We start from the raw sequence: 14,092 nt of genomic DNA on the forward strand, positions 1-14,092 counted from the left end.
GCCAGTGATCACGTTCACTCTTATTGGTTGCGGATCGCCCACAGCTCCATCTCAAGACCCGGATATTGTCCCGAAACATGAACCGCGATCCCACCCGAGGTGGTCATCTTGCCCCAGTATGGGCTGGCGGCATCCAGTTCGAAATAGACTACACCCGAGTGATATGGAATCTGCCGCGGGGCAACGGGCAACGGACGGAGCGTGATACCGGGAAGCGCCGAGTTTACCAGTTGACGGATTTCCTCAACCGGACCGGTTTTGGCCTGCCCGGCGAAATGACGGCGCACGTCCTCAGCCGGGATATCCGCATTTACGGCCAGAACGAAACCGGCGTTGCCGATCAGCTTGCGGTCGGCAATCACGCCCACGCTGATACCGTATTTCCGCGCCTCTAGCGGGATTGAAACCGCCGTCTGCTCCAATACGGAACTCAAGTACTGCCGCAGAGTCCGAATGACCGGCGCGAACGAAGCGGTCAGGTCGTCATGCTGGTAGGCCGGGAATTGCACGGCCTCTTTCTCGGTGCTCATGAAGGTCGCCAGCTCACCGGCGAGCGCGGCGCAGACACGGTAGACATGTTCGGGATGCACGTTTTCTATATTGGCGAAATGGCGCACCAAGGGCAGGTTGCGGTTGATGGTCATCAACAGCAGGAAATCCGAAATCTCGGCAGCCCCCTTTGCCGGTCCGCCATCCGAAAGACGCCCTGCCAAGGCCTGCATGCGGTGCGACAGCATCCCCTCAAGCTCATTCATGAAACCGGCCAGCGCGGCGGCGGCTCGCACGTCCAACACCGATGGGATAAAGCCGCGATCCAGGATGATCTCTTTGTCCGGACGCACTTCGATGATCTTGGCAATCGGGATCGCCAATTTATCCGCCAAATCATCCACTTCCAACGCGAACTGCAAGCGGAGTTTACCCACGCCCAATGTGACAGGTTTCTTTTGCTGGCTCATCACATCCGTGATTTCCTGCTCGGCCGGACGCAGTCGGCTGACCGATTGTTCGGCCCCGCTCAGATCCACCTCTGAGGCACCCTGCCGCCGTTGAGGAACCGTCAGGTAAACAACGCAATCCTTGATCGTCTCGGGCACTTCCAGCGCAGGAGGGTGATCTTCGGCCTGCGGTACGCGAAATACTTGCCCGTCAGGCGTCAGCCCCGAGCAGGATTTCAAGGCAAACTGACCGACCTTAAGCACTTCATCATCTATCTCTAACGCACTGACACCCCAGGCATAAGGCGTGACCCGGCGTGCGAGACCAGCCACCAGCGCTTCGGTATACCGATCCGCCTGCTGGAAGTGATGGGGCTGCAGAAACAACCCTTCGGTCCAAAGCACCTTGCTGTCCCAGGACAATGGCTGCCCTCCCTTGTTCTTGCCGCCCGCGAAGGGGCGTTACTTCAGCTTTTCCAGCTGTTCTTTATACGCGCGCGCGAATTCCCGGCTGAAGAGATCGTGAAAGTCGTTCTCTGCCTGATCCGAGATATCGGCATACATCTTCTCGTACACTTCCCAGTATTGGGCCTTTTTACCTTTAAAAAGTGACCCAAGTTTGCCGGAACCTTCAATTTTTCCCGCCAGCACCTCGGGGTCAAGCCGAGCCAGAACGCCCTTGAGAGCGGCCTCCATGCCCGTGACCATCGCGACCTCATGCGCCTTGATATCGTTCAGCGCCTGTTCGGTCGCCTCTTCCGAGGCTAGGTAGCCTTTGACACGTGGCTTGACCAACGCCTCAATCGCCTGTTCGGGGCTGATCGAGAACTTCAACGGGTTGTTGCCGCCAGCATTGATCATGGTCTGTTCGATACGGAACTCGGACTTGATCGAGGTGCGGGTCATCAGGATTTCCCGCAAGCCGGTGATCATCACCCGCAACACACGACCCATGCGGCCCATCGTGGCAGGCAGATCGGCGTCGTCAATGCGCAGATCGTCGACCTCCAACGCCTCCAGCAAGGCACGGGCAGCGGATTGATCGCCACCACCGGTCGGAACGGGTTTCTCTGCCTCAACCGGTTCGGGGGGCGGAGCAACATCAGCCTGCCCACCCGGCTTTGGCTTGATCGGAGGCGGCGCGGTGGGTTCCGGACGCGCCGGTTCAGGCGCGGCAAATGGATCCGAGGCAGAGCCGCCCGAGGGCGAAAGCAGATCATCGTCCCAGTCATCAGGGATCAGGTTCGCTCCGCCTGCGGAGGGTGCGGTAAACGCGTCGCTGGCCGAGGGGTTATGCATCGCATCGCTTGCGCCCATATCCGCATGCACGTCCTTGGGCTTTGCAAAGAACGGATCGTCATCCTCCAAGGGCGGCAGCAGTTCATCCATCGGGTCGGGCGTGGAAATCTGCCCAGGCCCTTTGGCTTCACCGCCCAAAAGATCATCCAGAAAATCCCCGCCTGGAGCGGCATCGTCCAGCAACGCCATCGGATCCGGCGCGTTCTGGGACAGACCCGGAGACACCCCCGCCTGTTGCGCAGGCTGGGGGATCGATTCTTCGAAACTGGGCAGGTCCGCCCCGATTTCGACAACCATCTCATACCCACCCGCGACCAGCACGTCGCCATTGTTGAGCGGCGTCGGTGTCCGACCTAGTGGGATTTTCGAGTAGTTCAGAAAAGTTCCGTTCGTCGACAGATCAACAATCACGACGTTTCCATTGTGATCTTCAATGACGAAGTGGCTTTTGCTCAGCGTCTTTTCAGGGTCAGGCAGAACCAGATCATTGGCCGGCCCACGCCCCACGGTCAAAGAGCCCCCCTGCATCGAGACCGGGCGCCCGTCGCCCGGCACCACGCCGGTGGATTGGAATTTCAAAGTGACCGTCATTCGTTTGTCTTCATCCTCCGACCAGTACGGTAAACTCGCCCTTGATGATCGGACCACCACAAGCGCAGGTATCCGTCACACGGGCGGCAGGCAGCTTGCCGATCAGAACGGTGGCCGAGCCCTTGATGATCGGGTGCGGAAATGCCGGCGTCGCCATATCTGAAAGACGCGCTGCGGGCAGTTTCCCGACTAGAACCGTCGTACAGCATGGTGGCATGATCGGCATCGGCACCGGAGCTGGCGGTGGCGGGGCTGGCGGAGGAGCAGGCAGCGTACACGCATGCAAATCCAAGATTCGTGCTTGCGGGAATCCCATGCTTACTCCTCTGTCTCAGCGCTGGCGTTCTCGCGGTCCAGCTTACCATTTCCACCCCGAGCAATATCGACCCCACGGTCAATCAGCAACTGCACGTAGGAGTCAAAATCCTCTTCATGTTTGTCCATTGCAACAACATTCATCGCAAAGGCCACAACTTCGGCCGCGCCGAGAGGGGCCGGAACGTTCGCCAGATCACCCGTACCCAAGGTCCCGTCTGAGTATAACACGCCCATGGCGCAGTTTACCGTCTCATCATCTGGTTCGGCGAGATCAATCGTCGCGCCCGCCTTGTCGCGGTTTTCTGGCGTAGGACGAAACACCCATTCCTCGGACGCCGCCAGCGCGGGTGTGTTATTGTCCGGGGCCTCACCGATATAGTCACGCGCGGCCAGACAAGACCACCACACGCGCTCTCGGGCAGGCAAGGCCACCCCCAGAAGGCGCAGGATGTCGATCACTGCGCCTTTCTCTTCCAATTCAGTCAACACCACATCCAAGGGCGCACTGGCCGGGGCCTCAAGCTTGACGCTCAGACGAGCATTGGCATCGGCCAGCATGCGCGCAGCGGGCATCTGGGGCGTTTTGGTCATTCCGGAAAAACGGTCTGTCATCGCGTCGCCCCCTTAGTTGATCATTGTCAGGCCGCCCTTGAGGGTCAGCATGGCGTCACCGTTGACCGTCGTCATCGGACTTTTTGCATCCAACTTGGCATTGGCCTGGACTTTGATCATCGTGCTCTTGATCGTAATGCTTGTCGGGTCCAGTTTGATCGATGAGCCACCAACCTTCAATTCGATCGACTTCATTGCGGTCATTGTGATCTTGCCCATTTTGGCATCGACCTGAATGTCACCCATCTTGACCGTCGTGGATTTGTCGCCTTCCTTGATCGTCTCGGCGTGATTGCCTGTGACGGTGCGGGTGGACTTGCCCTCGATAGTCTCGGTCTGGTCAGTCTTGATGCTGACCGTCTGGTTACCCTTCTCGATGGTGAAAGTATGGTCACCTTCCTTGATCGTCTCATCCACGTTCTTCTTGACCACTTGGCTGAGGCAGCCGTCACCGCCATTGCCACCCTTGTCCAGCTTGTCATAGCCAATGGTAATCGTGGACATATTCTTGACCAGCTTCTCGTGATCCTTCTGCGCTTGAAAGCGCACCAGTTCGGCGTCTTTCTTGTCCTCGAACATCAGTTCGTTGAACGTCTCGGCGCTGCCCTGTTTCGAGGACCGCGTCTTGATCCCGCTTTGCGTTTGGTTTGCAGGCAAGGCATAGGGCGGCATGGTGTCGGCATTATAGAGCATACCCGTGCAGATCGGCCGATCCGGATCACCCTCTTCGAACTGGATGACAACCTCCTGCCCGATCCGAGGGATACTGACCATGCCCCAGTTCTTACCCGACCAAGGGGTGACAACCCGCACCCAGCAGGTGGTCTTTTCGTCTTTCTTGCCTTCGCGGTCCCAATGGAACTGAACCTTGATGCGACCGTATTTGTCGGTCCAGATTTCCTCACCAGCCTTGCCGGTCACGATGGCCGTATGCAGACCCGAGATCTCGGGCCACGGGATCGTGCGCAGCGATTTGAATTCGGTTTTGCCGGGCTGGGCCTCAAACTCGACCATGAACATCTCATTGCTGTCCTCGGGAAACTCCAGCGCGCCGGTGTCCAGATCCTTGTCGTTCTTGGCAAATCCATAACCTTCGGTGGTCTGAAGAAAATACCGCGCCTTGGTGATCAGGTATTCCGCATTCTCTGCCTTGTCGGGATGATCTTTCAGCGTGAATTTGCGCCCGGTTTCCAGCGCCCGGACCGATGCCCGCCCACGCCGCCGGTCGAACAGAGCGTCCTCGGCCGTCATCCTCACCTTGGCCAGCGTATTGCCCGGCCCGGTTTCCTTGTAGTGACCAGGGATATCGTAAAGCTCCAGCTTGTCCTTGAATCCGTGCTTTGCGCCGGTCGGCGTTTTAGCCCGCGCATCCAGTGACGCTTTGGGCTTTTCGAAATCAAAATCGCCGAGCGAAACTACCCCAGGCCGTATCGTCTCGGACGCGGCCCATTCGGTGACCGAGTCACCAAGACGTTGGCTGTAATCATCCCCGCCCCGGAATTCGACCTTTGCGTCCCCGGCAATCGGCGTATGCGCGTTTGGTCCGTCGCACATGACCAGCGTCTCATTCTTGTCTTTGGCATTCGTGTAATCGAAATAGTAGTAAATGCCCTCTTCCTGCATCAGGCGCGAGATAAAGTCGAAATCTGTTTCGCGATATTGCACGCAATATTCGCGCTGCTGGTAAGTGGCGCGGAGGCTTTTTCTGAAATCCGTAAGCCCGTATTCACCGAAAATCTTTTCGATGATCTGCACGGTGGTCATTTCCTGAAAGATGCGACTGTCGGTGGTCTGCGTCAGCAGCCAGAACCAAGGGCGCAATTCGGCCAGAAACTGCACATAGCCATCGCGCAGCGCCAGCCGCTCCACCCTCACGATCGTGCCAGTGAATTTACGCTCGGCCCCGTCAGCAGCCAGATGGATGGTCATCACCTTGCCCAGTAGCTTGTCCAACGCAATCGTCGTCTTTTCCGACAGGAATTCGACCTGAATTTCGGTCAGTTTTCCCAGTTCTTCCGAGACGACGGCCCGCCTGATGACAAGATCATCCTCACCATAGCTATACGACCCCGTTATCCGAAGCGGCCACTCTTTACTTTGCAGACTCTCAGCCATTTACCGTTCCTTCCAATTCTCGTTCACCGCGCCGTCACAAATCGTTCAGCAGTGCAGCAAGTTCGGGGTCCATATCTTCATCATCACTATCGTCACCGTCATCATCGTCGCCGAATGACGCCAGCAGATCGTCAAGATCGCCGCTGTCATCATCTCCAAGGTCCAGATCGAGGTCGAAATCATCGTCGTCGCCTGTATCGAGATCCAGATCCAAATCCAGATCGTCATCCTCATCGGCCTCGGGCGCAGCTGGCACATCCGGCGACGGCGCAGGCGCGGGCATACCGGACCACGGGCCCAGAATCTCCTGCCCGGCGACCGAGTTGTACGAGCCCAGCCGGATTTCATCGCGGCCTTTGACCGAAAGCACCGGCATATAGCCGCGCTGGACCGAGTGTTCGTGCTTGGCCAACGTGATATTGCGTTCCGTACAGGGCAGCGCCACCTGATCGCCATAGCGGTCATTTACGAAATGGTAAGGTATGCCACCCAAGCTCATGACCGAGCCCAAATTCATCGCCTTGCCATTTTGTTTGAAGGAGCGCGCCAACAGGATCGTCACCAGAACCGCCGGATTGGCCCAAAGCATACCGCGCAGACCCTCAGTCTCGGTGAATTCCTCAAAATCGAACTCATAGATCGGCTCGGACTTGGCGCCGTAAGGCCGCCGCAGCAAGAACCGGGGCGACGCCAGGCCGACATGCCCGGCTTCGGGCATCGCGCGCAGGGTGTCCCAGGCTTCGACCACCAGCGGGTGGCGATCCTCGGGCTTCACATCCAGATAGGCCGGGGTGATTGCACTGATGAACGGCGCATCCACATGGGCCGCAACACGGCCAATACGGCCCAACAGTTCCGCATGCGGCGGGGTTTCTTCAAAGGTATAAAGCCCGATCAGCGCCGAATACCCGCCGCGCCCGTTTTCTTCGTCCAGTGGTTCTTCAGTCAGCAACCGAACCAGACCGGTTTTCGCCAAATCTTCCTCAGCGGCCAGATCCGCTGCGATCTCTTCGGCCGAGACATCATACAAAACCACGTCGAGCGTATCGTCATCTTCGACACTGCGTGCAATCAGATCAAGGCTACGCCATTGCGCTTCGACGGATTGGAACTCCGGGTGATGCAGGACCATGCGCATGGCTGCGCTCAGCGCCTCATCCACGGCCTTTTGCATCGCCTGCACATCGGGGCTGGGCAGTTTGCGGATATGCGGGCCGACCACGCGTTTCAGAAGGTCATCAACGGGTGAGGCCTGCGCCAGCTCTCCCGACGTATCGCCGATCAGCTTCTGGAAATCGCTGAGCTTCAGGTCAGCACGAACCGTGTTCCCGCCCGAAGTCTTGCGCGGCGGCACAACCGCCTGCCCGAACTCTTCCCCCCAACCAATCAACTGTTTGGCGGCGTGATCTGCAGTCCCACCCGCGCTCAGCTGGCTTTTCAGACCCGAGAGGCCATCGAACAGTTCAACCTTTTCAAAAAGATCGTCGGGATGCAGATCGTCCAGCTCTTTCAGCTTCACTTCGATCCCGGCCCCGTCCTTGCCAATCGGCAGCACAAGATCGGTTGCGAAGCCCTCGATCACCTCTTCGACCGTATCGGGATCCAGAATGATAGGTTTGCGTGCGGCTAGGGCGTCGCCGACCTCAATTTGCCCGCGCGCCGCGCGGCCCGAGAAATCGCCAAAGATCGCAATCCGGAACCGGGTGCGTTTTAGCCGTTCCGGGTCAGGTCGGTCCGCACTCATGCGGCCAAAGGCCAATTGCGGCTCGTCGTCCAGTTCCGCTGTTGCTTCTGACGCGTCATCGGCATCAAGTTCACCCAGCAGAGCGTCCAGATCATCAGATCCGCCCTCGTCGTCCAGGTCTAGATCGCCCAGCAAGGCATCCAAGTCATCTGTCGTTTCGTCAGAGGATTCCCCGTTATCCTCATCTGCGCCCAAATCGTTCAACAGATCATCAAGGTCGTCTGAACCGCTCTCGTCGTCGCCAAGATCCGCCAACAGAGCGTCCAGATCATCTGCTGAACTCTCCTCTGACGGGCTGTCCTCGTCCGACCCCAGGTCGTTCAACAAGGCGTCCAGATCATCCCCGCCAGCATCCTCATCCTCAACGTCGTCGCCAAGGTCTGCCAGCAGCGAGTCCAGATCATCTGTATCCACGTCTTCGGTCTCATCACCGCCTTCAAGATCACCCAGCAAGGCGTCAAGATCGTCCGCGCCGGAATCTTCATCCTCAACATCATCGCCAAGGTCCGCCAGAAGCGCATCGAGATCATCGTTATCCGCGTCCTCAGCCTCATCATCGCCTTCAAGATCACTCAGCAAGGAGTCCAAATCGTCTGAACTAGCGTTGCTTTCCTGGTCAGATTCCAAATCACCTAGAAGCGCATCCAGATTGTCCGAAGCATCTTCTGAGGTCTCTTCGAGAGTACCAAGCAGATCGTCTAGATCATCGCTCGCTTCATCACCTGATGCGGATGCATCCTCATCCGAACCAAGGTCATTCAAACGATCATCCAAATCGCCGTCAGGCTCTTCCGCTAAATCTGCAAGAACATCTTCTATGTCGGCTTCGTCAACCTCATCAGCTTCGGGTTCTACCAAATCCCCGAGGATGTCATCCAGAACATCCTCCTCCGGCTGTGCCTCGTCAACAGAATCCGCCAGATCGGAAAGCAAATCATCTAGGTCGGACGCATCTGCCTCTGGATCAGGTTGATCCTCGCTGGCCAGGTCACCAAGGATGTCCTCCAACGGATCTGCCTCATCCGTGCTGTCCAGTTCGGGCACCGAGGCGAGAATGTCATCCGCAGCAGGCTCATCAGCTTCATCGGGAGCCTTCTCCGCCAGATCATCCAGCAGACCGTCCAGGTCCACGTCGTCCGTCACCTCATCTGGGGCAGTGTCGGCGAGGTCGGACAAAATGTCTGAATGATCTTCTGCAACCTCTTCATCGGCATCCGGAAGCGATGAAAACGCCGCATCCAGTGCGCCGTCCTCTTCCGTCTCCTCCAGCTCCAGATCGGCCAGTTCAGAGAGGATATCATCGCTCTGATCCGTCTCGGATGCGGCTTCAACCTCGGGCACTGAGGCGAGAACATCGCCGAGCGTGTCCTCTTCGATCTCAATGTCCAGCGCGGCATCTGCAAGGTCCGACAGGATGTCATCGGACCCATCAATCTCATCCGCGACATCAGTTTCGGGCAGAGACGCCAGGGCATCGGACGCAGAGCTGTCTTCGACCTCTTCCGTGTCCAGATCGCTGAGGTCAGATAGAATATCGGAGGTCACATCCTCACCCTCGGCCATGTCGGGCGCGGCATCGGCTAGGTCGGCAAGAACATCCGCCGAGGCATCCGAAACGTCGGGCAGCTCAACCTCTGGAACAGAAGATAGAGCATCCGCGACCGACGTATCCTCTGGTTCATCGTCAGGTTCAGCGCTGGCCAGATCGGTCAAGATATCATCCGATGCGTCCTCTTCCGCCATAGGCTCGACATCTGGCAGGCTGGACAGGATGTCATCTGCGGCGGTGTATTCAACCTCATCCGCAGGTGCGGCGTCGGCCAACTCCGCGAGAATATCGCCTGACGTGTCGGCTACCTCAGTAACCTCGGTTTCAGGCAGCGAAGACAAAGCGTCCGTGAGAGAGGTATCCTGAGCCGTTTCCTCGGGTGCGGAGGCCGCTAAATTGGACAAAACATCCGCGCTGTCATCTACAGGCGCCTCCGGTTCAACCGAGCTGGGCAAAGAGGACAAGGCATCCGCAACGGCTGTATCTTCAGGCGCATCCTCCGGAGCGTCAGCCGCCAGATCGGACAAGATGTCATCCGATTGATCTTGCTCCTCGGCAGCCTCAACCTCGGGCAAAGACGCAAGCGCATCCTCCACCGAATTGTCGGCTGCGGCATCTTCGGGCATCATATCCCGCAAGGCGTCCAACGTGGCCTCATTGTCCTGCTCGGGGAGCGCACTGCCCGCAAGGGCACCCAGAAGGGCCGGATCGGCCAGCACTTTTTCGATCAGTGTCTCGGCCCCGGTCTTCCCATCCATATAGGCCATCAAGGTCGACAATTGCGTGCGGGCCTCAAGCAGTTTACGCAGAGGCTCGATTTTTGACGCGATCTGGGCCGGGGTGAAATCGGCCATTTTCTCGAAAGTCAGATCGACGGCCAGATTGCCCTCACCTGTCAGTGTATTGGGCACGGCAAATTCGACACGCGGGGCCATGGCCTTCATGCGGTCGTCGAAATTGTCGACATCAATCTCAAGGAATTTGCGATCCGAGACTGCGGGCGTTTCGACCGTGGACTTGCCGGAGAGATCGCTCATCACGCCCATGACAAAGGGCAGTTGAACCTTTTTCTCGGCCCCGTAGAGTTCCACATCATATTCAATCTGAACGCGCGGAGCCCGATTGCGGGCGATGAATTTCTGAGAGCTGTCAGCCATCGGCCTGACCTTTCAACTCGGCCACTTCACTCCGCAGGGCGCGAACCTCGACCAACAGTTCCTTGACGCGATCGTCTACGATATCAGTCTCGCTTCGCACCAGTTCGCGCAGGTGCGAGAACTCTTCAACCGACTCGTCCTCCACTGCGGATTGCATGGTGTTGACCAGCAGACCGATGAACAGGTTCAGAACCGAGAAGGCAGTGATAACGATGAAGGGCACGAAGAAGATCCAGGCGGTGGGATGAACCTCCATCACTGGGCGGACGATGCCCATCGACCAGCTTTCCAGCGTCATGATCTGGAACAGCGAATAGAGCGATTTACCCAAGGATCCGAACCATTCCGGGAAATCCGGGCCGTACATCAGCGTCGCCATGACGGCAAAAACGTAGAACACGATTGAGATCATGATGATCACCGCGCCCATACCTGGTAGCGCGTCCAGCAAGGCCTGGACCACCGCCCGCATCTGCGGGATGACCGATAGCAAACGCATCGCCCGGATGACCCGCAACCCACGCAGCGCGGACAGCCCGTCGCGGTTGGGCAGCAAACCCAGCGTAACAACAACAAGGTCAAAGATGTTCCAGGCGTTGTTGAAGAAGCTGAACCGGTAAGCATAGAATTTCATCAACAGCTCGGCCACGAAAATGCCCAGCACGATCTTGTCGATCACAACCAGAGTCGGGCCGATACTAGACTGAACCGAAGGAGAGGTTGATAGCCCCAGCGTGATCGCGTTGAAAATGATCACACCAAGAATGGTGTTGGTCACAGCCTTACGCTCGACAAACTCGCGCACGGTGTCGCGGAGCGTTTCGCTCTTCTCGATACCGGGTTCCACCAACACCTCCTGTTGCTTTGGGTGTCGGGCGCGGCAACCCACACCCGAAGATTTACGTGTTTAACCAACGACGTCGCTGATTCCGTCCACCAGTTTGTAGACCCCTTTGACCGAGGTAAACATGGTCTTGGTCTCTTTCAGAACCGTCATCTTGTCCAGCTTCTTCAGCTTGTCCATAATCGTGGTGTCATCCACTTTCAGACCGTTGCCTTCCATCAGAGCCTCCATCTCGGCCAGGAACTTCTGACGTTCTTCGAGCTTGGCAGCCATGGCGCTGGCCTCACGCTTGACGGCCATACATTCGGCCCCGAGCTTGACGCCCTCTTTCAAGGTTTTCTGCGACTTCGCAGCCTTCATTAGCTTGTCAGCGGCCTTGCCCAGATCATCGACCTTGTGGCGCGTTTTCGTCGTATGCTCACGATAGAGCGCGCGTTTCTTGTTCGAGTCCTTTTGATAGACCTGATAGCCCTTGATCGCGAAATCCGCGATTTCCTTGGCGATCTTCTTGGCGTCCCGGCCCTTGGTGACCTCATCCCCCATGGCGAGGGCCTTGGCAGTCAGTTTCTTGATTGCTTCCATCGGCTTCTTGACTGAGATACCGGAAGTATCCGTAATCCCCTGCCGCTCTGCCGCCTGCATGATCGAGGTGCCGCGGAGCTTGATGTATTTCTGGATGGCGCCTTCCAAATCCTTGCGCAGTTTTTCTTCACCCTTCAACTGCTGCTGAACTTCTTTGCCCAGATCGTAGACCTGTTTTACAATGGTCTTGTAGGCCATGACATCCGCGCCCGAGGTCGCCACAAGCCGCGTGACAGCTGTTCCGATCTTAATCACACCGGCGGTGACCTTCAGCGTAGTCTTGACCCGCGCCTCTTTCAGCAGCTTGTCCTTATTTGCCTCAACCTTGATCTGCTTTTCGATCGCAACCTGAGCGGCTCCTTCGGCCGACCGCAAGGCGTTCTTGATCATCTGGTTGGTGGCCTGGATCATCTTCTCAGCTTCAGCCTGAGATTTCTGACCCGGCGTCTTCATCAGCTCGGCGACTTTCTTGTCGAGCTTGACCGCCTCCTGACTGATCACCGTCTCATAGCGCTCCAGCTCTTTCATACCGGCTGCTTCAAGACGTTTCAGCGTGGTCGACGGCACCGGACCTTTGGCCGTGACTTCGAATTTGACGTCAACGCGGTAGCTGGGGATCTCAATATACTGAAGCTTGGGCTTCGACCGGATGAGATCGACCACGTAAAACTTGTGAGGTGTAACTGTCTGCTTTGCCATTTTTTTCGCGCCTATATTCCGTTTCGTTCCTGCCGGATGAGGTCGGCGCCACGTGGCTTTGGGCCACGGGCGCCGCCCCGCCGCTTAGCCGATCGCTTCTTCCAGCTGATCCTTGCCTTCCGAGGCAATGTCGTTGAACAGCCCAAGCGCCGTGTTGACCGTGTCGAGCGTGCTCGATGCTTCCTTAAAGCCAACCCCAGCATTTGCACCCGCCAGCGTCAGGTTGACGACAACCGGGAATACCTTGTCGAAGATCTGCGCGTATTTCGGATTGCTCGAATTCAGCGCATCCAGCATCTTCTTGAGGTTCGGCGCGTTCTTATCCGCGTCCGAGACCCGCTTCATCATATCCGAACACCCATCCAAACCCTTCTGCAACGAGGCACGGGCTTTCTTGAGCTTGTCCAGATACTTACCGGCCTTCTTCGCGTCAGCCTGTTTCATGGCTTTCTCAAGCTTGTCGCATTCCTGCAGGCCCTTCATGATCGCCTGAGACAGTTTGCGCCCGCCAACTTCAAGCCCGGCGACTTTGTTTTGCCACAGACCATAGTTCTTGTCGCATTTCGGCAGAGTGGCCAGAAACGGCGTATCGGTGCCCAAAATACCCTTTAGGACTGAGGCACCAACCTCGGCACCGCCCTGAACCTGCTTTTTGGCCTCGCCTTCCGCGGTGCGATACCGCTTGAGGAGCGTGTCCAGATCGCTTTTGAGGTTCTTTTCGACCTTCTCGGCCTCTTGCGCGGCGTCCTTGATCTTATCGGCCAGTTGCGCAACGCCCCGCACCAGCGAGACGATCCCCAAGGCCAGCGACGCGCCGCCTGTTGCGGCCGCACCGGCCACGCCCGCGGCCCCGCCGACGACACCCAACACGCCAAGCGTGATGTCAAAGCCGGTTTTGACCTTATAGTCCTTGTACTGCTGCTTGCGCTTCACAAAGGCCTGCCAGCGCTTGGCGGGAATCGACTCATAGTGCTTTTTGGCGCCGTTCATGATGGTCGCCAGCTTGTCGTCGAACCCCTTGATCAACGCCGCGCGTTTCTTTGCGTCGCTGGCTTTCTTGATCGCCGCATCCGTCGCCATCAGCTCTTTGGCGATCAAGGCGACCAACTTGTCGGTCACAGCATTGGCGTCATCCACCATCTGCTGCGGCGTGACATAGTCGCCTTCGTCTTCCAGAACATCCAGAAGATCATCGTTCAGCTTCAACTGGAACGCATAGCCCTTCAGCTCTTTCAGCCAGTCGGGCTTGTATTTCTTGGTAATCTCGGTGCCCAGATCCTTCTTCCAGATGACAACCGACTTACCCAGTTTCTGCTTGGGCGCATCGGTCGAGGCCGACTTGGCCCGAGCCGCTGCGTCCTTTTTCTTTTCCTCGAGTTCCTTTTCTTTCTTGTCGATGATCTTGGGGTACTTTTTCAGGACCGTCACAGTATCCGAGTGCTTGCTGCCTGCGAGCTTCACAGCCTCGGCCACCTTGCGCTTGACGTTGGACAAGGCTTTCAAAGTCTTGTCCCAATCCATCTGATCTTCGGCGACCTGGTATGCTTTCAAAGCATCGCCCAGGCCGGTTTTCTTCATCAGCTTCGGTTTGTTCTTGGACCACCATTTCTGATCCAGTTCCGGTGTCATAGTCGCCTTCATAAA

The 14,092-nt window shown here is 57.4% G+C and carries 9 protein-coding genes; all 9 read right to left on the reverse strand.

Annotated elements, in window-relative coordinates:
• Window positions 1-20: 20 nt before the first annotated feature.
• The 9 genes from tssK to ACR0JF_RS08530 all read right to left on the reverse strand — a co-directional run bounded on the left by tssK (window position 21) and on the right by ACR0JF_RS08530 (window position 14,089).
• Window positions 21-1,361 carry a type VI secretion system baseplate subunit TssK gene (tssK, locus tag ACR0JF_RS08490; RefSeq protein ID WP_170378397.1) on the reverse strand — a complete coding sequence of 447 codons (1,341 nt, stop codon included), beginning with the start codon at window positions 1,359-1,361 and terminating at the stop codon, window positions 21-23.
• A gap of 39 nt (window positions 1,362-1,400) precedes the next feature.
• Window positions 1,401-2,828: a type VI secretion system-associated FHA domain protein TagH gene (gene tagH / locus ACR0JF_RS08495; protein ID WP_170659065.1), complete on the reverse strand. Its 1,428-nt coding sequence runs from the start codon at window positions 2,826-2,828 to the stop codon at window positions 1,401-1,403.
• A 10-nt stretch (window positions 2,829-2,838) separates the two neighbouring features.
• Entirely contained in the window at window positions 2,839-3,144 is a 306-nt protein-coding gene (locus tag ACR0JF_RS08500; protein WP_170467447.1) for a PAAR domain-containing protein, read from the reverse strand.
• Window positions 3,145-3,146: 2 nt separating this feature from the next.
• On the reverse strand, window positions 3,147-3,758 hold the full coding sequence (locus ACR0JF_RS08505) for a DUF6931 family protein (RefSeq protein ID WP_170659064.1): 612 nt from the start codon (window positions 3,756-3,758) through the stop codon (window positions 3,147-3,149).
• Between the two features lie 12 nt (window positions 3,759-3,770).
• Complete coding sequence (locus tag ACR0JF_RS08510) at window positions 3,771-5,873, reverse strand: type VI secretion system tip protein TssI/VgrG (RefSeq protein ID WP_170659063.1); 2,103 nt, start codon at window positions 5,871-5,873, stop codon at window positions 3,771-3,773.
• A 34-nt stretch (window positions 5,874-5,907) separates the two neighbouring features.
• Window positions 5,908-10,323: a type VI secretion system contractile sheath small subunit gene (tssB, locus tag ACR0JF_RS08515; RefSeq protein WP_170659062.1), complete on the reverse strand. Its 4,416-nt coding sequence runs from the start codon at window positions 10,321-10,323 to the stop codon at window positions 5,908-5,910.
• Complete coding sequence (locus ACR0JF_RS08520; protein ID WP_170639832.1) at window positions 10,316-11,173, reverse strand: ion transporter; 858 nt, start codon at window positions 11,171-11,173, stop codon at window positions 10,316-10,318. Before ACR0JF_RS08520 ends, tssB begins: the two co-directional genes overlap by 8 nt.
• A 57-nt stretch (window positions 11,174-11,230) precedes the next feature.
• Window positions 11,231-12,448, reverse strand: a complete 1,218-nt coding sequence (locus tag ACR0JF_RS08525) for a hypothetical protein (RefSeq protein ID WP_170549437.1) — start codon at window positions 12,446-12,448, stop codon at window positions 11,231-11,233.
• Window positions 12,449-12,532: 84 nt separating this feature from the next.
• Complete coding sequence (locus ACR0JF_RS08530) at window positions 12,533-14,089, reverse strand: hypothetical protein (protein ID WP_170378418.1); 1,557 nt, start codon at window positions 14,087-14,089, stop codon at window positions 12,533-12,535.
• Window positions 14,090-14,092 lie beyond the last annotated feature (3 nt).

The sequence above is a fragment of the Ruegeria sp. BG11 genome (assembly GCF_056538565.1).

What these genes read in the sequence shown, in the direction of transcription:
- ACR0JF_RS08525 (WP_170549437.1), bottom strand. Translation starts at nt 12,448, where the DNA reads ATGGCAAAGCAGACAGTTACACCTCACAAGTTTTACGTGGTCGATCTC.
- ACR0JF_RS08500 (WP_170467447.1), bottom strand. Translation starts at nt 3,144, where the DNA reads ATGGGATTCCCGCAAGCACGAATCTTGGATTTGCATGCGTGTACGCTG.
- ACR0JF_RS08530 (WP_170378418.1), bottom strand. Translation starts at nt 14,089, where the DNA reads ATGAAGGCGACTATGACACCGGAACTGGATCAGAAATGGTGGTCCAAG.
- tssB (WP_170659062.1), bottom strand. Translation starts at nt 10,323, where the DNA reads ATGGCTGACAGCTCTCAGAAATTCATCGCCCGCAATCGGGCTCCGCGC.
- tagH (WP_170659065.1), bottom strand. Translation starts at nt 2,828, where the DNA reads ATGACGGTCACTTTGAAATTCCAATCCACCGGCGTGGTGCCGGGCGAC.
- ACR0JF_RS08510 (WP_170659063.1), bottom strand. Translation starts at nt 5,873, where the DNA reads ATGGCTGAGAGTCTGCAAAGTAAAGAGTGGCCGCTTCGGATAACGGGG.
- ACR0JF_RS08505 (WP_170659064.1), bottom strand. Translation starts at nt 3,758, where the DNA reads ATGACAGACCGTTTTTCCGGAATGACCAAAACGCCCCAGATGCCCGCT.